We start from the raw sequence: 18000 nt of genomic DNA, 5'->3' as shown, positions 1-18000 counted from the left end.
CCCTTCAGGCCCGCACCTGTCGAGCATTGGAGTATCAAATGAACACCTCTTCCGAAAGAACCGCCATCGTCACGGGTGCATCATCGGGCATCGGTCGCGCCACCGCCGAGGCCTTGGCGCGCTCGGGGTACACCGTGTTTGGTACCAGCCGCAAAGCCGGTGACAGTGAGGCACAGGTCTCCATGCTGACCTGCGATGTCACGGATGACGATTCTGTCCGCGCGCTCGTTGCCACCGTCCTCGCGCAAACCGGGCGTATCGACCTGCTGGTCAACAATGCCGGCATCGGTATGCTGGGCGGCGCCGAGGAGTTCTCGATCCCGCAAGTGCAGGCACTGTTCGACGTCAATCTGTTTGGCGTCATGCGCATGACCAACGCAGTACTGCCATCAATGCGCCAACGAGGTCAGGGGCGCATTATCAATATCGGCTCGGTCCTGGGGCTGATACCGGCGCCCTACTCGGCTCATTATTCGGCCGTCAAACATGCCCTGGAAGGCTATTCGGAATCACTCGATCATGAAATTCGTGCCTTCAACGTCCGGGTCTCGGTCATTGAGCCGGCCTACGTACGCACCGTCTTCGATCAAAATGGCATCGAGCCTGACTCGCAGTTGCAGGCGTACGATCAGGCGCGAGCCAGTGTCCGTGCATTGCTCGCCGATGTCATGCAGACAGCCGACCTGCCCGAGGTTGTCGCAGCGGTGGTGCTGAAAGCGGCGAGCGATGTTCGTCCCCGGCATCGATACACCGCCGGCAAGACCGCCCGACAAATCAGCCTGCTACGGCGCTTCGCACCTGCCGGGGCGTTCGATAAGAGCTTGCGCAAGCAGTTTCGCTTGCCGGAGTGAATGGCGTGGGTCGGGTTGGCAGCTTCTCGAATTCGAGTGTCAGCGCCGTTCCACACTCACTTGGTTCGGCAGCGGCCCACAGGCACGATAGGTGTTGATCAACGTGTCAAAAAGGGAAATGTCCGACCTGCTTCTGGCAACCAGTTGAGCGCCCGCCACAGCGGAAAAAATAGCCTGCGCCCGCACCTCGCTGTCCGCAGGCGTGCAAATGTTCGCGGCCACCAGAAGCTTGCTCAGCCAGGCAATGTTGACCTGGGCAAACAGCTGCATTTCCTCAGTCATCTCCGGCGGCAGGTTGTCGGTTTCAGCGCCGACGAAAGTGCCCAGGCAAAGGCGGTTTTCAACCTCCAGCGAACGCCGGAAAATTTCCGGGAAACGCTGTAACGCTTCGCCGGGATCGGGGGTTTCTGCGCAGATCATCTCGAGTGCAGCGGCACCGTCCTGCCAGTATCGCCTGGCAACCGCGACACCCAGGTCAGCCTTGCTGGGGAAGTGGTAGTAAATACTGGCCGGCTTGATTCCGACCTGGGCGGCCAGATCGCGAAAGTTCAGGCCGTTGTAGCCCTGCGACTGGGCGATGTTTCTCGCAGCAAGCAGGATCGCCTCACGGGCGTTGATGGTCATCGTAGTGCCTTGTACTTCGGACGCGTTTCTGGAGACCGACACATGCTAATTCAAAAACCTGCCTTTTGTTAGGTAGAAAGACGGTGTAGCGCATGGCTGCTGAACGGCTATCGTCGGTTTCTCCCAAGCTGCAACGGCTATCGCCGGGAACATCCTGCTTGACGTTCCCGGCGATAAGGTGCGCGTACAACAGCTCAATCATTCGGCCGGCGAGTCCAGCTCAGGAATACCGCTGCTGCGATCAGCATAGGCCGCCTGGAAAGCCGGACGCTTCTGCCAGCGCTGCCAGTACAGGTCCAGGAACTCGAAACGCTCATCCAGTGGCGTGGCGTTGACCGGGAACTTGGAGAAGGCAATGGCGGTTGCAAGCGTGATGTCCGCGAACGTTGGCGCATCGCCGCCCAGCAGCCACTCGCGACCATCGGACAGATGACGATTGACCAATGCCGCATGGCTCAGCGCCTCTTTGCGGCAGTGCTCGCCCCATGCTTCGTTCTTGGTCAGTTCAAGTTTGAAACCGAGGCCGGTGTGCAGCACGTGAAAGGCCGTAACGATCCGATAGAGGATATGCACCCAGATGCGGTTATCCCACATGTTGTCGAGGCCCTGCTGCAGAGCGCCCTCGCCCATGATCTTGCGGCCCGGATAAGCCTGATCCAGATAGCGAGCGATAGCGGCCGTCTCGGAAATGAAGCTGCCGTCTGCCAGTTCCAGGGTCGGTGTTTCACCCCACGGGTTCATATTCAGGTGACGCCAGCCACGCTGCTCTCCGCCCGGCGTCATGTCATAAATGGTTTCTTCGAACTGATCGGCAATGCCTTTTTCGTGGATGAACAAACGCAGGCGTTGAGGATTCGGAAAAGCCGAAGGAGAGGTGAAAAGTCGCAATTTAGAGGTCATGGTCGGGCCTGTGAGGTAGGGTAAAAAACCTACCTAACTATCGTTAGGTAGCCATACCGTAGCGGTACTTTTGCGCCGAGTCAATGTCTACCTAACATTTGTTAGGTAGCCAATATCTGGCTCGGCTGACCAGCAAGCCTAGCAACCGGACAGGATTGTGCTGAAAATGCAGCCCTCAGGCGTGGGTTGGCCCGCATTGACAGCGCTCAAACGTGAGCGCCTTGATATCCTGTGCGCCGATCTCGGGCGGCCAGTGAATGCTGCTCAAAAACGTACAAGACCCAGGCTCGAACCACAGGCCTTGCCAGGCCGCATCGCGCAGAGAAAGAAGGAAAAAGAATGCAGCACGCTTCGCTGAACCGTTTTCGTACCGGGTTGCTCGCCTTGCTCTTGCTGTGCGTGACCTTGCCGGCCCTGGCCCAGAATGCCCCCGCGCCCCAGGCCGATAGTGCCAGCAGCGCAGCGCCTGCCGTGGTTGTCCCAAGCCTGGATGATCTGAACCAACAGCTCGATCAGATCCGTCAGAAAGTGACGGTCAGCGCCAACGACGACCTGCTTTCAAGCCTGCGCCAGGCGGCTTTGCAGGTTCAGAAACAAGCCGACAATCTGGTTGCGCAGCAAGCTGTCGACATCGAACACCTGAATGATCAGCTCAACATTCTCGGGCCGGTGCAACCGGACGAAGCGCAGAGCCTGACCAGTCAGCGCAAGACGTTGACCGCGCAGAAAAACGCGCTGGTCAATGATGAACGGCAGACCAATGAGCTAAGCCAGTCAGCCCGGGATCTGGCCACGCAGATATTCAACCTGCGCCGCAGCCTCTTCGATTCTCAGATCAGCACGCGCACGGCGAGCCCGCTCAGTTCGGCATTCTGGTCCACGCTGATTCGCCCGACCGATGACGACCTGGGACGCCTGAACAGGCTTCTGGTGGACGTGCGCCAGGTGCTCAATAACGCGATGGCACCGGAAAACCGTGTGCAATTCATCAGCGTGGTGCTGGGCGCGTTGTTCATCTGGGTGGTTGTCCGGCGCCTGCTGGAGCGCCTGCTTATCTGGGCGATGATTCGCTGGCTGCCCGAAGGCCGCCTGCGCCGCAGTGCTCTGGCCCTGGCTGTCGGGCTGTCGACCATTCTCACCATCACCATTGCCACTTCCTTGCTGCGCTGGGGAATCGTCCACAACGCGGTGCTCAGCAACGACGTGGTCAATCTGCTCGATCAGGTGCAGACGCTGATTACCTTCTGCGCCTTCATCGTCGGTCTGGGCCGTGCGCTGTTGATGCTGGCACACGCCTCGTGGCGCCTGCCGCAAATTCCTGACCAGATCGCCACCGCACTGGGCCGCTTCCCCCCTGCCCTGGCGCTGGCACTGATGGTCATCGGCACACAGGAGCGAATCAACAGTGTGATTGCCAGCAGCCTGGCACTGACGGTTGCGGTCAATGGCCTGACGGCACTGGCGGTTTCGCTGGTGTTCTTCTACGCCCTGTTGCGCTACCGCCGTACCCGCCGCCGCTTTGAACTGGAGCGCCCAGCGGGCTTCGCCGGGCTGATTCCGTTTATCGTTGCGGTGTGGGTCGGCCTGAGTTTGCTGGCATTGTTGAGCGGCTACCTGACGCTGGCTTACTTTCTGGCAGTGAAACTGCTCTGGGTCAGCGTAGTGGCGTCCACTGCGTACCTGCTGATCGCCTGCTTCGGTGACATCTGCGAAACCCTCCTGTCGCCCAAACAACCTGGCGGCCTGGCGCTGGGCTCAGCGTTGGGCTTGTCCACTCGCCATCAGGCGCAGGCAAGTACCGTACTGGCCGGCATAGGTCGCACCTTACTGCTGCTCACCGCTGTCCTGCTGGCGTTCCTGCCCTCAGGGTCGAGCCCGGGCGACCTGCTCGCCAGCTTTACTCAGCTGGATGTCACGTCCAAATCCATGGGCAACCTGAACATTGTCCCCAGCGACATTCTGGTGGCATTGGTCTGCCTGGTCGTCGGCCTGCTGAGTGTGCGTGTACTCAAGGAATGGTTTGGAGAACGCCTGCTGCCCGAAACCAATATGGACGCGGGCATGCAGGCCTCGCTGGTGACCCTGATCGGTTACATCGGCTTTGTGCTGGTGGTGGCCGTGGTGATGTCCATGCTCAACATCAGCCTCACCAACCTGACCTGGGTGGTCAGTGCGCTGTCGGTGGGGATAGGTTTCGGCCTGCAAGCCATTGTGCAGAACTTCATCTCCGGCCTGATTCTGCTGACCGAGCGTCCGGTCAAAGTCGGCGACTGGGTGAGCCTGGCGGGGGTCGAAGGCGATATTCGCCGGATCAACGTCCGCGCGACCGAAATCCAGATGGGCGACCGCTCGACAGTGATCGTGCCGAACTCGCAGTTCATCACGCAGAACGTGCGTAACGTCACCATGGGCAATGCGCTGGGCGTGGTCGGAATCACCCTTACGCTGCCCCTGGAAACAGACGTCCTGCAAATACGCGAACTGCTGTTGCAGGCCTTCACCGAGCATGAAGCCATACTCGATGCGCCAGCGCCTTCAGTCACCTTCAAAGACCTGACCAATACCGGTTTGATCATCAGCGCCAGCGGCTACGTGAACAGCCCACGCTCGGTGGGTGGCGCACGGAGTGATCTGTTGTTTACGGTCTTGGGGCGTCTGAGGGAATTGGGTGTAGCGCTGTCTGCACCGCAGAGCATGGTGTTGATTAATGAGGGGGCTGGGAAGGATGCGGCGGCGGAGGAGAGTCAGTGATGCTTGTTTGTGTGGTGTCCAAGGCGGGGTTCGAACCTGCACCTAGGGGGCAATTTTAGCCCTGCGGTTACAGCCACAAGCCCAATATTACCGGGCGTTTTAGTCTCATTGGGCCCGTGAACTTCGCGAGGAAAGCTACGTCAATCCGAATGAGTACGGCAGGTTGCGGCAGCGTAAGGGATGCTGCGGCCATGAGCAGGTTTCTGCACCTGTAGGCTCGAGGGGCACCTGTGGATGATAAACAGTGCCTGCTATGCGCATGGTTAGCGGCTTTCAATGCAGATGACGGAACTTGCATCAGGCAACCCGCCTGCCTCAAAGATCTTCCCCTGAAGGCTCTTCGTACAAAGGATCCATATCAACATTCGTGAAGCCCCAGAAATAAGCCACATTCTGAGCCTGCTCTGGAGACATCTTTAGCGCAGTACGGCCTGATGGGAAAAGCTCCGCGTAAAACGCTACCGCTCGAGCCATCACATGGATTCTGGTTTGCAAGGCGACTAAGCCAAGCATTCGCTGATCGTCGATTAACTGAGCTTGCCCCATTTGCATTGAGCTGATGTAGGACGTGTGCGCGTACCCGCAAAAATGGGAGTACACGTTCTGAAAATACTTTTTGCTGAAGCCAGCCCTTACTGCTTCGTTCGTCCATGACCAGCCAGCTCTCCAGTCTCCCTTCATCAAACGCTTAACCTGATCCGGACTGTAGCCGCCGAGAAAAGGAGATGGCTCAATTTCTGCAATCTGGTCGGCGGCTTGAAGCCGTGCCACCTTTAGTGCCTCACTAGCCTGATCGGTAGATGGATGTAGCTTGAGTCTGTCCATCAATCCGCCTAATCGCCAAACACCGTATCGAAATTGCCGCAAAGCGGGATCTTGGCATTGGAATATCCAGTGGAAGACAATGAAAGTTTCCAAGCAGGCACGAGCCAAGATTGTTGCCGAAGAGTGATCGACGAAGACGATTTGCGAGCCGTCGTGGAAGTCTAACTGCGTCGGATCGAGTATTAGCCTGACCGAACAGGCTTGCTTGAAAAGCTTTACTGCCAATATCTGGGCGTGATTCATCCAAGCATCCTAGGAACTCAATGCATGACTTCGCTGAGCTTCGATCATTCTTGCAAACAGTTCGGTCAACGTTCCGAAATCTTCTTCGGGATCGCGATGGGAGGTTGGGCGTGGAGTCGATGACATTAGGTAGGCTCTGGTCGTCCATGGTGATCTAGAACTCTAGATCACCATTTTACCTACCCACGATGCCGCCCGGAAAATAAGTGTATCGCCATGGAATTGATTCATTTCTCAAAGGGTTGAACATGATCATTTGCGAGTTGAGAGTCTGGTTTTAGATTTTTCCGAGTTTGCCCCCCTGACTGCAATCGGAAGGCTACGTAAAGTCGATTGCAGCGCTCAGGCGTTCAACCCGAACCTCAAGGAAAATGACATGACCAAAAAATCTTCAAGCACTAAATCACAACCTATGACTAAAGAAGCCAAAGCCCGCATCTACTCCGCGACTTCTCGAGAGAATGACGGCATTATCCCTCCGGATAGCTTCGCTTCCCGAGCCGCGAGGGCGGCAGATAAAGCAAAAAAATAAAAGGATTTAGCATCCCGAGGGGGCCTTCCCCCTTGGGCAGGTGACCGCATGAAACTCCCAGTCTCACCCTATCCATCTATAGGCGAAGTCGTTTACGAGATTGCGACCCGTAGCGGCCTTGTACTCTCTACAGAGGGTACTGGCTTGTATGATGATTTGAAGGCATTCAAGGACGAGCGCAGACGCCCTGGCCTTGACCCAATCGAAATACCAACCACCATTCTGTTCAAGCTTGAGAACAGGTTGGCCACCTTTATCGGAGATGAGGTCTTTGCCAACTCGATATTCGTAGCATGGCGTCGCTGGCTCGAATACTACGCGTCGATTATTCCTAGGCATGATGCAGGCCTACTCCACCGTCGAGACATGATGTACCTGCTATGGCCAACGATATTCGCGTTTGGCGGCAGTCTGGTGCTGAAGATGATTCACCACATTTTGCCAATCGTTCCTTTGGGCAAACTGCTGTCTGCCACTGCGCCCTTTGGCTTTCTCGTTGAGGCCTTCTGTACTTGGGGAACTAAGGACTACACCAAAATCTGTGAATATCGGGCAGAGGTGAATGCAATCGACCTCGACAATTGCCGAGATACTCTCGACGATTGGCTGAGAGGCTCAGCGGTTACAAACCTAGACCGAGCGCGAGAGATTCTTCAAGCGCTAGGGCTCGGCGAAGAATTTGCACCGAAACTGTGGATGGTAGCCGCTAGACTCCTAGCTCGGACGCCACTTAAATATCGCGAAGCGATTTCAAATCACTTGGATCTACCCGAAGACGCTGACTCCGCTCTAGAAGCCTATTACTGGCGTAAACGGCAGTTAGCCATAGAGAGGGCTGAAAGTTTGAATATCGGCCCGGATCGCCCATTTTCGGCGATTCGCGAAGCACTTTACAATCCAGCTATACCAAGAGATGCGCACGCCGTCGAAGATATGCTGAGACGCCTTGAAAAGACGTGGGAGCCCATTTCTGAAGAGACTTATCACATCATTGATTGGCTACGCGGACGCTTTCTAGTTCTATCTGGGCAGGAAGAACAAGCCCTGAAATACTATCAGAATGCCTACATCCACGGAGTTGGTAGAGAAGCTGATGTATTCAACCACGTCCTCCCTGAAGCCCTTGCACTTGCAGGTAAGCTGGGAAAGAAAAAATGGGTAGCGCGGTTCGACTCGTTGCTTGGCCTTCACCGGAAGGGAGACTGGAATGGTGACCCTGAGTCGTTCAAGGCGCTTTTCGAAAAGCATTTCGATAGCCGGTTGCTGTATGGAAAACCTGATCCCACGCGGGAGTGACGGCGACCGTTGTTCTGGATAATGGCAGCGGAGATTATCACTGGTCTACGCTGGATACCGTTCCGGCGCATCTAATGAACTTCAGGGCGCTATGTCGCTGCGATAGTCTAGTAGACTATAGATCTGTGCAAGGAAGCTTAAGTGAAATTTTATCGCTTTGATCCCCAAAAACTTGTCATGCCCGTGATGCACGACGTGCAGGTGGATTCCGATTTAGTCGGCCTGATTCTTCAGGCGCGTCCCAAGGACTGCATTGTGCTGGCCGGTTGGGACGCGAGAGCCCAAATTGGTAATGTGAGCGCATTTGGCATCGTCATGACAGTTGATCAAGCATCAGGTCGTGCAAAGATCCTGTGGCGCGAAACTGATATCACGCTTCGGCCTAGCTCGAGCGGAAGACGTTACTGGGAGCAAACCAAACACTGGTTTGCTTTTGCCCCTGACGTGGTCAACCGGTACGGTCTTCCAGATCTACATGCCGAATATTTTCCAGACATCGCCGGATTCGACATCCCGGTGCCGCCACCGCCCGTGAGAAGCGTGAGTCAACCCTCTAGTTCGCCCACAGGTGGCTACGTCTATGTCATTCGATCTAAGCTGGGTTTCAAGATAGGCAAGACAATTCACCTGAAGGCTCGCACCCGGCTCTTCGAGGTCAAGCTCCCCTTTCCGATAAGTCTTGAGCATTACGCCTGGTTTGATGACTACACCTATGCAGAGCGGAGTTTGCATCTTGCCTATCAAGCAAAGCGCCTTGAGGGTGAGTGGTTTGATCTCGACGCCTCCGATCTTAAGCAGATTAAGACTCTTGGTAAGTCTGTGCCAGTAGCAGGGCTTTGAGTGGAAGATCAAATGGAAGTGACTAGGTACTTGCGGATCGAAGAGTCAGTAGAGGCTAGCCTCGATAGTTCAGGAAGACATCCTGTAGTCACCGAGAAGGCGCGCTGACAGGATAATACCTTGAAAGGCTTTATTTATATGGTGTCCCAGGCGGGGTTCGAACCTGCAACCTTCCCCTTAGGAGGGGGATGCTCTATCCAATTGAGCTACTGAGACACTGCGTGCCGACACACCGATCGGTGCCAGCGAGGACGGCGTGCATCTTAGCGGCATGTGGCGCTTTTGTCATGTCGTCATTGCCCTTCGACCCTGTAGCCGATGTCGCCTGGAAACACGGTCTCATAAACCGATCATGCAATTTGCAATACCCCAAAAAGCCATCATTGCAAAACGCACTGCAGAGCACTTTTTTTAATTTAATAAGCCATTGATTAGAAAGGATTTTTTATCATTTTACGATTGGCATGCAGACTGCATTATTGATATCTGTGGAACACATCTCATCCCAAACGGTCGGGCACAGGTACTGGAAAATGAACAAGACTCTCTCAGTGTTGAATGCGGCAGCTCTGGTGGCTCTGGTGGCATTTCATTTCCAGGATTCTGGTATCAAGGACGCTCAGGCCGCTATGCCTGCTCCAGTCCACCACCAGATCAGTCAGGCGCCAAAACTGGCAATCATGACTGAACGCGTTGCAAGCGCAGCGATGCTGGCCAATGACGATGATGAGTCACTTCAGTTTCCACGCGCCGAACAGCGCTGGGTTTTCTGATAACGCCCGCAACGACCCTTTCAAGAGAGAGTAGCCATGTCAAAATCCGCGTTGTCATTTCTGGTCCTGGCGATAATGGCTGTCGTCGCCGACCTTTTGCTTCCTGTTAATGCGCAAGCCATGAGTATCGCTGCAAATATCGCCGCCGGTGTGTTCGCCTGTCTCTTCGTAGTTGCGTTGTTCGTCGGTCGTCGCTTCAAGTTCGACCCGGTGCTTCGCTGACAGCGAAGCTACCTGCAGCAATTTGCCCGGTCGTCTGACCGTTCGCATCCAGAATCCCCCCTCCTCCAAAAGAACCTTCCTGCACCGCAGCCAACCCTTTGTCGGCTAACCTCGCTCACGCTGAATTTCGACGCATACTTAGAGTCAAATGGCCATGACAGGAAAAAGCTCGGTGGCGTGCCCTTTTATCCCGGGACAAATGCGATGACTTTGCAAATTCGCTCGCATTTCTGATAATTGGTGCTGGCAATACGCCTCTACCTGAGTCAATATTTGTCACAGAATTGACGCCAAGGATTCGACGGAATGCGGCATTATGTCGGCCCCTTGGAACCCCGGTTGAACATTTGGCCAAAATGACTGTCTGACTGTGACAATCTTGCGGCCACTTGCTAGAACCGCTTCCCCTGAACTAACCGGTTAAATATATGAGCCCTATGAAACAGGCTACTTATTCCAGCCGCACGGCTGACAAGTTCGTCGTTCGCCTACCAGATGGCATGCGTAATCGCGTGCAAGAGGTAGCCAAGAATCATCACCGCAGCATGAACTCGGAAATCATCGCTCGTCTCGAACAAAGCCTGATTCAGGAAGGCGCTCTTGGTGATGAACCAAGCCTGCGTCTCGATAGTCCTGAGCTGTCCTTGCACGAACGCGAGCTGCTGCAGCGCTTTCGTCAGCTTTCACATCGTCAACAGAACGCTCTTGTTTCGCTGATTGCTCATGACACGGAACTCGCTTCCGAAGAGTCCTGAGATTTCACTTAACAGACAAAGGCCAGCGAAAGCTGGCCTTTTTCGTTATAGCCTTCTTGTAGTCTTTTTCTTTATTAGTCGTCGGCTTATCGCGTTACACAACGAGATGAAGACTTGGCCGAAGCATAAAAAAACCGCCTGATCACGGCGGTTTTTTATTTCAAAAGACTGTAAGAGTCGCGAGGCTTAGAGCAGAAAGATCGTCGCCAGTCCAAGGAAGATGAAGAAGCCGCCGCTGTCGGTCATCGCCGTAATCATGACGCTTGCCCCCATCGCGGGATCTCGTCCCAGGCGAGCAAGCGCCATGGGAATGGAAACGCCCATCAGCGCTGCCAGCAACAGGTTGAGCGTCATGGCTGCGGTCATGACCACACCTAATGACCAACTGCCATACAGCATGTAGGCGACCACGCCGATCACACCCCCCCAGAGCAGCCCGTTGATCAGGCCGACAGCCAGCTCCTTGCGCAGCAAGCGCGCCGTATTACCGGTATTGACCTGGTCCAGCGCCATCGCGCGGACGATCATGGTGATGGTCTGATTACCGGAGTTGCCACCGATACCGGCCACGATAGGCATCAGCGCAGCGAGCGCCACCAGCTTCTCGATGGAGCCTTCGAACAGGCCGATCACGCGCGAGGCCAGGAACGCAGTTACCAGGTTGACTGCCAGCCAGGCCCAACGGTTGCGCAGCGAACGCCATACCGACGCGAAGATGTCTTCCTCTTCACGCAGACCCGCCATGTTGAGGACTTCGCTTTCGCTTTCCTCACGGATCAGGTCGACCATTTCATCGATGGTCAGACGGCCGATCAGCTTGCCGTTCTTGTCCACGACCGGCGTGGAAATAAGGTCGTAACGCTCGAACGCCTGTGCCGCATCGTAGGCATCGTCTTCCGGGTGAAAGCTGACCGGGTCGTTGGCCATGACTTCGCCAACCTGCTTCTCCGGATCATTGACCAGCAGACGCTTGATCGGCAGCACGCCCTTGAGCACGCCCTCGGAATCGACTACGAACAGTTTGTCGGTGTGACCGGGCAGCTCTTTGAGCCTGCGCAGGTAGCGCAGTACGACTTCAAGGCTGACATCCTCACGGATCGTCACCATCTCGAAGTCCATCAGCGCACCGACCTGATCCTCGTCATAGGACAGGGCCGACCGCACGCGCTCACGCTGTTGTGAATCCAGTGTTTCCATGAGCTCGTGAACGACGTCGCGGGGCAACTCGGGAGCAAGGTCGGCCAGTTCGTCGGCGTCCATGTCCCGTGCCGCCGCGAGCAACTCATGATCGTCCATGTCGGCGATCAGGGTTTCACGAACGGAATCGGATACTTCGAGAAGAATATCGCCGTCGCGATCGGCCTTGACCAGCTGCCAGACGGTCAGACGGTCTTCCAGGGGCAAGGCTTCAAGGATATAAGCGACGTCGGCAGAGTGAAGGTCTTCGAGCTTGCGTTGCAACTCGACGAGGTTCTGCCGGTGAACCAGGTTTTCTACACGGTCCTGATGCTGACCTTCCTGACGATGGGTCAGGTCCTCAACAATACGCTGGCGCTGCAGCAGATCGACGACCTGAGCCAGGCGATCCTGCAAGCTTTCCTGCGTTTTTTTTACTTCTCTTTCGGTCATAGGCGAACTCCACTCCCAGCAGCGGAGCACGCCGGGAGATCAATCAGTTAATTCATGATTGTTGAAAAACATTATCGAGTAACGACTGGGTATGTCCATGGAGGTGTTCCACAAGCCCCGGCGGAGCTGACGGGCGCAATGATACACCGCTTTGAGCGAAGCGCACGCGAGAAAATTCAGCTCAGAACAACCGTTTGCAGTGCAAACCTGCACAACTCCGTAAGCCAGCCAGGGTTCGACGTCACATTCAGCCAACAAAACACGCTCGCCCCTTGCAAAGGCGGGAGTTAGCCTTTGCTGACACCCGTCACGGAGGACCTTGGGCATGCGACCTGCCAATCACCTGCTGCTGTGGAGCGCCCTGCTCTGCCTGCCTGCGACTGCAACCGCCAGCAACGTTCATCGCTGCGAGGATGCATCCGGAAAGATTACGTTTACCACCCTGGGATGCCCGGATGGGCACAGCATCCGCCTGCAGAGCGCCTTCAATGCACCGCCGGGAACCCGTATCGATGTGCTACCGCCCGCTAACACTGCGCAAACCGCGCGCGGAAAACCGACAGACCAGACAGTTGTCGTGGTCGGCACACGCGATGATGGCTGCGGCAACCGCTTGAGCGCCGAACAGCGCCGGGCTGCGATCATCAACCAGCGCACCCCTCCTGGCATGACGCAGCGTGATGTGGAGAGCCTGCTGGGGCGCCCCGACAAGATCACCAACCGCAACGGAGAATTGCATTACGTGTACAACCAGAAAAAAGGCCGCAGCAATAAGGTGACATTTGACGAGCACGGATGCGTTAAAGGAAAACGCTAGAAAGCAAAAAGCCCACATCTTTCGATGTGGGCTTTTCGTTTGTATGGTGCACTCGACAGGATTCGAACCTGTGACCGCTCGGTTCGTAGCCGAGTACTCTATCCAGCTGAGCTACGAGTGCATTGGTGTTTTTAGACCAGATCACCTCTGGTTGGAGCCAGTTATCGGAAACCTTGTAATTGCTTACAACATTTCAAACAACTTTAAATGGTGCACTCGACAGGATTCGAACCTGTGACCGCTCGGTTCGTAGCCGAGTACTCTATCCAGCTGAGCTACGAGTGCATGTGTTGGTGCCGCGCATTATAGGTCGTAAAACTGTTTAGTCAAGCACTTTTTCTAGTAAATTCAACAACTTACAGATCAAGCCCAGTTTTACGCACTACATAAATAATGGCGGAGAACGGGGGATTCGAACCCCCGACACCCTTTTGAGGTGTACTCCCTTAGCAGGGGAGCGCCTTCGGCCACTCGGCCAGCTCTCCGCAACACGGGGCGTATAATAACCACCCTTTTCCCCGTTTGCAAACCAAAAATTCAATAAAAATTAATGGCTTGGTTCTTCGTCCTTCTCTTTCTTGATACGCAGGTAAATCTCTTCACGGTGGACAGCGACTTCCTTCGGCGCATTGACACCAATACGCACCTGATTACCCTTCACTCCGAGCACGGTGACGGTGATTTCACCATCCCCAATGATCAGGCTTTCCGCGCACCGACGAGTCAGAATCAGCATACTTTTCTCCTTACGCCTTTATTCAGGGACAACAGTCTGCAACCTATAGGCAGTGACACTAGCAAAACGCCATGACCACTACCTGTATATCGACTAACGCAAAGAAAACAAAAGCCCTTCTGCGCAGCACCCGAAAGACGCGGTCACGCCGCGCCCTTCGATGACAGGGTCATTCACCCTGCCGCGGAGCATCCAGCTCAAAGGCCGTGTGCAATGCGCGCACAGCCAACTCCAGGTATTTCTCTTCGATGACCACGGAAACCTTGATTTCCGATGTGGAGATCATCTGAATATTGATGCTCTCCTTGGCCAGCGCTTCGAACATGCGACTGGCAACGCCGGCATGCGAGCGCATGCCGACGCCGACGATGGACACCTTGGCGATCTTGGTATCGCCGGACACTTCACGCGCGCTGATTTCACGTGCGGTGGCCTCAAGCACCTGCAAGGCCGCCTGATAGTCGTTGCGATGGATCGTGAAGGTGAAATCGGTGGTGTTATCGTGCGAGACGTTCTGCACGATCATGTCCACTTCGATATTGGCCGCGCTGATCGGGCCGAGAATCTTGAACGCCACGCCGGGGGTGTCTGGCACACCACGGATGGTCAGCTTGGCTTCATCGCGGTTGAAGGCGATGCCGGAAATGATCGGCTGTTCCATGGATTCCTCTTCATCGATTGTAATAAGGGTGCCCGGCCCCTCTTTGAAGCTGTGCAGAACGCGCAGCGGGACATTGTATTTGCCGGCGAACTCGACCGCACGGATCTGCAGCACCTTGGAACCGAGGCTGGCCATTTCCAGCATCTCTTCGAAGGTGATCTTGTCGAGGCGCTGGGCCTGCGACACGACGCGCGGATCAGTGGTGTAGACGCCATCGACGTCGGTGTAGATCTGGCACTCGTCCGCTTTCAGCGCCGCCGCCAGGGCAACACCGGTCGTGTCCGAGCCACCACGCCCGAGGGTCGTGATGTTGCCGTGCTCATCGACACCCTGGAAGCCGGCAACCACTACCACACGACCCGCTTTCAGGTCGGTACGGATCTTGTGGTCGTCGATCTGCAGGATGCGCGCCTTGTTGTGCGCGCTGTCGGTGAGAATACGCACCTGATTGCCGGTGTAGGACACCGCAGGAACGCCACGTTTCATCAAGGCCATCGCCAGCAGCGCGATGGTGACCTGCTCGCCCGTGGAGACAATGACATCCAGCTCGCGAGGAACCGGCTGATCACTGATCTGCCTGGCCAGCTCGATCAGACGATTGGTTTCACCGCTCATGGCCGACAGTACGACCACCAGGTCGTCACCCGCCTCACGGAATTTCTTGACCTTGTCGGCCACCTGCTCGATGCGCTCTACAGAGCCCACGGAGGTGCCGCCAAATTTCTGTACGATTAAAGCCATCTCAAAGCCGCCTCAAATCCCGTTAAGAGCACCCATTAACATTCGAGTTCAAGTACGGCCTGCCGGTGTGCGGCAGGCCCGCTGACCCGACTCAGATACCCTGCTCTACAAAAGGAACGGCCAGTGCCAGCGCTGAATCCAGCGCACCGGCATCTACACCACCGCCTTGAGCCATATCAGGACGGCCACCACCTTTACCACCTACGGCGGCAGCTGCCTGCTTCATCAAATCACCGGCTTTGAGTTGGCCAGTCAGGTCCTTGGTCACGCCTGCGACCAAGACAACCTTGTCCTCATGAACACTGCCGAGCAGGATCACTGCGCGGCCGAGCTTGTTCTTCAACTGATCGACAAGCGCCAACAGCGCCTTGCCGTCCTGACCATCCAGGCGCGTGGCCAGAACCTTGACCCCTTTGACATCCAGCGCAGCTGACGACAGGTCGTCACCGGCGGCACTGGCTGCCTTGGCCTGCAGTTGTTCCAGTTGTTTTTCCAGCAGACGGTTGCGTTCAATCACCGCCGTCAGCTTGTCCAGCAGGTTGTCGCGATTGCCTTTGACCAGCGTCGCGGCTTCCTTGAGTTGATCTTCGGCCGAATTCAGCCAGGCCAGGGCCGCAGCGCCGGTGACGGCCTCGATACGGCGCACGCCTGCTGCAACACCGCCCTCACTGACGATCTTGAACAGCGCGATGTCACCGGTGCGGCTGGCGTGAATGCCACCACACAGCTCGACGGAAAACTCGCCGCCCATGCTCAGTACGCGAACGCTGTCGCCGTACTTCTCGCCGAACAGCGCCATGGCACCCTTTTTCTTCGCCGTGTCGATATCGGTTTCTTCGGTCATTACCTCGGTGTTCTTGCGAATCTCGGCGTTGACGATATCTTCCAGCGCACGCAGTTGCTCGGGCTTGATCGCTTCGAAGTGGCTGAAGTCGAAGCGCAGACGCTGACTGTCGACCAGCGAGCCTTTCTGCTGAACGTGCTCACCCAGCACCTGACGCAATGCGGCGTGCAGCAAGTGAGTGGCCGAATGGTTCAATTTGGTTGCATCGCGAACTTCATCAGCCACTTGTGTTTCAACCTGCGCGCCAACGCTCAGGCTGCCGGACGCCACAACGCCGTGGTGCAGGAACGCACCACCGGTCTTGGTGGTATCACTGACGTCAAAGCGCGCGTCACCGGCCTGCAGGAAACCGCTGTCACCGATCTGACCGCCCGACTCGGCGTAGAACGGGGTGATGTCGAGAATCACCACGCCCTCTTCGCCTTCATTCAGGTGAGAAACCGACTGGCCTTCCTTATAGAGAGCCACGACGCTGGCGCGGCCAGTGGTCGCCGAGTAACCGGTGAACTGCGTGGCCACATCGACCTTCACCAGGCTGTTGTAATCCATGCCGAACGAGCTGGCCGAACGGGCGCGCACGCGCTGGGCGTCCATTTCACGCTCGAAGCCTGCTTCGTCCAGGGTCAGGTTGCGCTCGCGGGCGATGTCGCCGGTCAGGTCCATCGGGAAACCGTAGGTGTCGTACAGCTTGAAAACCACTTCGCCCGGAACCACGGTGCCTTTGAGGTCGGCCAGATCCTGCTCGAGGATTTTCAGACCTTGCTCGAGGGTCTTGGCGAACTGCTCTTCTTCGCCTTTGAGTACGCGTTCGATGTGCGACTGCTGTTGCACCAGCTCAGGGAACGCAGACCCCATCTCGGCAACCAGCGCGGCAACGATCTGGTAGAAGAAGCTGCCCTTGGCACCCAGTTTGTTGCCGTGACGGCAGGCGCGACGAATGATGCGGCGCAGCACATAACCACGCCCTTCGTTGGACGGCAGCACGCCGTCGGCGATCAGGAAGCCGCACGAGCGAATGTGGTCAGCCACGACTTTCAGCGAAGCCTGGTTGTCATTGCTGCAACCAATGGCCTTGGCCGACGCAGCCAGCAGGCTCTGGAACAAGTCGATTTCATAGTTGGAATGCACGTGCTGCAGGACCGCACTGACACGCTCCAGGCCCATGCCGGTATCGACCGATGGCGCTGGCAGCGGGTGCAGCACGCCATCTGCAGTCCGGTTGAACTGCATGAATACGTTGTTCCAGATCTCGATGTAACGGTCGCCGTCTTCTTCCGGCGAGCCCGGCGGGCCGCCCCAGATTTCCGGGCCGTGATCGAAGAAAATCTCGCTGCAAGGACCGCACGGGCCGGTGTCGCCCATGGTCCAGAAGTTATCGGAGGCGTACGGTGCGCCTTTGTTGTCGCCAATACGGACCATGCGCTCGGCAGGTACGCCGATCTCCTTGGTCCAGATGTCGTAGGCTTCGTCGTCAGTGGCGTACACCGTGACCCAGAGCTTTTCCTTGGGCAGGTTGAGCCATTTTTCGGAGGTCAGGAAGGTCCAGGCGTAGGTGATGGCATCACGCTTGAAATAGTCACCGAAGCTGAAGTTGCCCAGCATTTCGAAAAAAGTATGGTGACGAGCGGTGTAGCCGACGTTTTCCAGGTCGTTGTGCTTGCCACCGGCACGCACGCATTTCTGACTGGTAACGGCGCGGGTGTAGGCGCGCTTTTCCTGGCCCAGGAAGCAATCCTTGAACTGGTTCATGCCTGCGTTGGTGAACAGCAGGGTTGGGTCATTGCCCGGAATCAAGGAGCTTGAAGCGACACGGGTGTGGCCTTGCTCTTCGAAGAAGCCAAGGAAGGCTTCACGGATTTCTGCGCTTTTCATAGGTTCTTCCACGGAGACTGCGGCCAGAGGCAAGTGCAAAACGTCAAATGACGTAGCGACGGCAAAGGGCCGCATTATATAGGCGTTG

Annotated in this window: 16 protein-coding genes and 4 tRNA genes; 9 read left to right on the top strand and 11 right to left on the bottom strand. The window is 56.3% G+C overall.

Annotation, left to right across the window (positions count from 1 at the left end; translation table 11 throughout):
- Window positions 1-38 precede the first annotated feature (38 nt).
- Window positions 39-851 carry an oxidoreductase gene (locus JOE29_RS07335; protein ID WP_210079235.1) on the top strand — a complete coding sequence of 271 codons (813 nt, stop codon included), beginning with the start codon at window positions 39-41 and terminating at the stop codon, window positions 849-851.
- Between the two features lie 39 nt (window positions 852-890).
- Here JOE29_RS07335 and JOE29_RS07330 read toward each other — a convergent pair whose 3' ends face one another.
- A complete protein-coding gene (locus JOE29_RS07330) occupies window positions 891-1475 on the bottom strand; it encodes a TetR/AcrR family transcriptional regulator (protein ID WP_210079233.1) in 585 nt (194 codons plus the stop codon).
- Between the two features lie 198 nt (window positions 1476-1673).
- A complete protein-coding gene (locus JOE29_RS07325) occupies window positions 1674-2375 on the bottom strand; it encodes a glutathione S-transferase N-terminal domain-containing protein (RefSeq protein WP_010422548.1) in 702 nt (233 codons plus the stop codon).
- Between the two features lie 339 nt (window positions 2376-2714).
- On the opposite strand from JOE29_RS07325, the gene JOE29_RS07320 reads away from it, so the two are divergent.
- Complete coding sequence (locus JOE29_RS07320; RefSeq protein WP_074998004.1) at window positions 2715-5126, top strand: DUF3772 domain-containing protein; 2412 nt, start codon at window positions 2715-2717, stop codon at window positions 5124-5126.
- Between the two features lie 315 nt (window positions 5127-5441).
- On the opposite strand, the gene JOE29_RS07315 is transcribed toward JOE29_RS07320, so the two are convergent.
- Window positions 5442-6194 (bottom strand): DUF5677 domain-containing protein, encoded by a 753-nt coding sequence (locus JOE29_RS07315; protein ID WP_210079231.1) that lies wholly within the window; start codon window positions 6192-6194, stop codon window positions 5442-5444.
- A 376-nt stretch (window positions 6195-6570) separates the two neighbouring features.
- On the opposite strand from JOE29_RS07315, the gene JOE29_RS07310 reads away from it, so the two are divergent.
- The 3 genes from JOE29_RS07310 (at window position 6571) to JOE29_RS07300 (ending at window position 8862) form a co-directional block, all read left to right on the top strand.
- Window positions 6571-6726: a hypothetical protein gene (locus JOE29_RS07310; protein ID WP_164490387.1), complete on the top strand. Its 156-nt coding sequence runs from the start codon at window positions 6571-6573 to the stop codon at window positions 6724-6726.
- Window positions 6727-6774: 48 nt separating this feature from the next.
- Complete coding sequence (locus JOE29_RS07305) at window positions 6775-8022, top strand: hypothetical protein (protein ID WP_210079229.1); 1248 nt, start codon at window positions 6775-6777, stop codon at window positions 8020-8022.
- Between the two features lie 141 nt (window positions 8023-8163).
- Window positions 8164-8862, top strand: coding sequence for a GIY-YIG nuclease family protein (locus JOE29_RS07300; RefSeq protein ID WP_029572378.1), 699 nt, complete (start codon window positions 8164-8166; stop codon window positions 8860-8862).
- 139 nt (window positions 8863-9001) lie between these two features.
- On the opposite strand, the gene JOE29_RS07295 is transcribed toward JOE29_RS07300, so the two are convergent.
- Window positions 9002-9078, bottom strand: a tRNA-Arg gene (locus JOE29_RS07295).
- 317 nt (window positions 9079-9395) lie between these two features.
- On the opposite strand from JOE29_RS07295, the gene JOE29_RS07290 reads away from it, so the two are divergent.
- The 3 genes from JOE29_RS07290 to JOE29_RS07280 all read left to right on the top strand — a co-directional run bounded on the left by JOE29_RS07290 (window position 9396) and on the right by JOE29_RS07280 (window position 10612).
- The gene (locus tag JOE29_RS07290; protein ID WP_003342562.1) at window positions 9396-9635 is read left to right on the top strand and encodes a hypothetical protein; all 240 of its coding nucleotides are present in this window, start codon (window positions 9396-9398) and stop codon (window positions 9633-9635) included.
- Between the two features lie 36 nt (window positions 9636-9671).
- Window positions 9672-9857: a PA3371 family protein gene (locus tag JOE29_RS07285; RefSeq protein WP_044313595.1), complete on the top strand. Its 186-nt coding sequence runs from the start codon at window positions 9672-9674 to the stop codon at window positions 9855-9857.
- Between the two features lie 428 nt (window positions 9858-10285).
- The gene (locus JOE29_RS07280) at window positions 10286-10612 is read left to right on the top strand and encodes an Arc family DNA-binding protein (protein WP_002554423.1); all 327 of its coding nucleotides are present in this window, start codon (window positions 10286-10288) and stop codon (window positions 10610-10612) included.
- A gap of 186 nt (window positions 10613-10798) precedes the next feature.
- Here the strand turns inward: JOE29_RS07280 and mgtE are convergent, their stop codons facing one another.
- Entirely contained in the window at window positions 10799-12241 is a 1443-nt protein-coding gene (gene mgtE / locus JOE29_RS07275) for a magnesium transporter (RefSeq protein WP_003424840.1), read from the bottom strand.
- Between the two features lie 325 nt (window positions 12242-12566).
- On the opposite strand from mgtE, the gene bamE reads away from it, so the two are divergent.
- On the top strand, window positions 12567-13058 hold the full coding sequence (bamE, locus tag JOE29_RS07270) for an outer membrane protein assembly factor BamE (protein ID WP_074998007.1): 492 nt from the start codon (window positions 12567-12569) through the stop codon (window positions 13056-13058).
- A gap of 44 nt (window positions 13059-13102) precedes the next feature.
- On the opposite strand, the gene JOE29_RS07265 is transcribed toward bamE, so the two are convergent.
- The 6 genes from JOE29_RS07265 to alaS form a co-directional block, all read right to left on the bottom strand.
- Window positions 13103-13179 (bottom strand) — tRNA-Arg (locus tag JOE29_RS07265).
- Between the two features lie 87 nt (window positions 13180-13266).
- Window positions 13267-13343: transfer RNA gene (locus JOE29_RS07260), tRNA-Arg, on the bottom strand.
- A 109-nt stretch (window positions 13344-13452) separates the two neighbouring features.
- Window positions 13453-13543 (bottom strand) — tRNA-Ser (locus JOE29_RS07255).
- Window positions 13544-13605: 62 nt separating this feature from the next.
- Window positions 13606-13794: a carbon storage regulator CsrA gene (csrA, locus tag JOE29_RS07250; RefSeq protein ID WP_002554426.1), complete on the bottom strand. Its 189-nt coding sequence runs from the start codon at window positions 13792-13794 to the stop codon at window positions 13606-13608.
- Between the two features lie 169 nt (window positions 13795-13963).
- Window positions 13964-15196: an aspartate kinase gene (locus JOE29_RS07245; protein WP_074956072.1), complete on the bottom strand. Its 1233-nt coding sequence runs from the start codon at window positions 15194-15196 to the stop codon at window positions 13964-13966.
- A 91-nt stretch (window positions 15197-15287) separates the two neighbouring features.
- Window positions 15288-17912: an alanine--tRNA ligase gene (gene alaS / locus JOE29_RS07240; protein ID WP_058446416.1), complete on the bottom strand. Its 2625-nt coding sequence runs from the start codon at window positions 17910-17912 to the stop codon at window positions 15288-15290.
- Window positions 17913-18000: the final 88 nt, after the last annotated feature.

The organism is Pseudomonas sp. PvP009 (genome assembly GCF_017832995.1).
Classification (GTDB): Bacteria; Pseudomonadota; Gammaproteobacteria; order Pseudomonadales; family Pseudomonadaceae; genus Aquipseudomonas; species Aquipseudomonas syringae.
This window is presented reverse-complemented; position numbering and strand designations above follow the sequence as displayed.

Coding starts and splice junctions, on each gene's coding strand:
- JOE29_RS07335 (WP_210079235.1), top strand. CDS start 39: ATGAACACCTCTTCCGAAAGAACCGCCATCGTCACGGGTGCATCATCG.
- JOE29_RS07330 (WP_210079233.1), bottom strand. CDS start 1,475: ATGACCATCAACGCCCGTGAGGCGATCCTGCTTGCTGCGAGAAACATC.
- JOE29_RS07325 (WP_010422548.1), bottom strand. CDS start 2,375: ATGACCTCTAAATTGCGACTTTTCACCTCTCCTTCGGCTTTTCCGAAT.
- JOE29_RS07320 (WP_074998004.1), top strand. CDS start 2,715: ATGCAGCACGCTTCGCTGAACCGTTTTCGTACCGGGTTGCTCGCCTTG.
- JOE29_RS07315 (WP_210079231.1), bottom strand. CDS start 6,194: ATGAATCACGCCCAGATATTGGCAGTAAAGCTTTTCAAGCAAGCCTGT.
- JOE29_RS07310 (WP_164490387.1), top strand. CDS start 6,571: ATGACCAAAAAATCTTCAAGCACTAAATCACAACCTATGACTAAAGAA.
- JOE29_RS07305 (WP_210079229.1), top strand. CDS start 6,775: ATGAAACTCCCAGTCTCACCCTATCCATCTATAGGCGAAGTCGTTTAC.
- JOE29_RS07290 (WP_003342562.1), top strand. CDS start 9,396: ATGAACAAGACTCTCTCAGTGTTGAATGCGGCAGCTCTGGTGGCTCTG.
- JOE29_RS07285 (WP_044313595.1), top strand. CDS start 9,672: ATGTCAAAATCCGCGTTGTCATTTCTGGTCCTGGCGATAATGGCTGTC.
- JOE29_RS07280 (WP_002554423.1), top strand. CDS start 10,286: ATGAGCCCTATGAAACAGGCTACTTATTCCAGCCGCACGGCTGACAAG.
- mgtE (WP_003424840.1), bottom strand. CDS start 12,241: ATGACCGAAAGAGAAGTAAAAAAAACGCAGGAAAGCTTGCAGGATCGC.
- bamE (WP_074998007.1), top strand. CDS start 12,567: ATGCGACCTGCCAATCACCTGCTGCTGTGGAGCGCCCTGCTCTGCCTG.
- csrA (WP_002554426.1), bottom strand. CDS start 13,794: ATGCTGATTCTGACTCGTCGGTGCGCGGAAAGCCTGATCATTGGGGAT.
- JOE29_RS07245 (WP_074956072.1), bottom strand. CDS start 15,196: ATGGCTTTAATCGTACAGAAATTTGGCGGCACCTCCGTGGGCTCTGTA.
- alaS (WP_058446416.1), bottom strand. CDS start 17,912: ATGAAAAGCGCAGAAATCCGTGAAGCCTTCCTTGGCTTCTTCGAAGAG.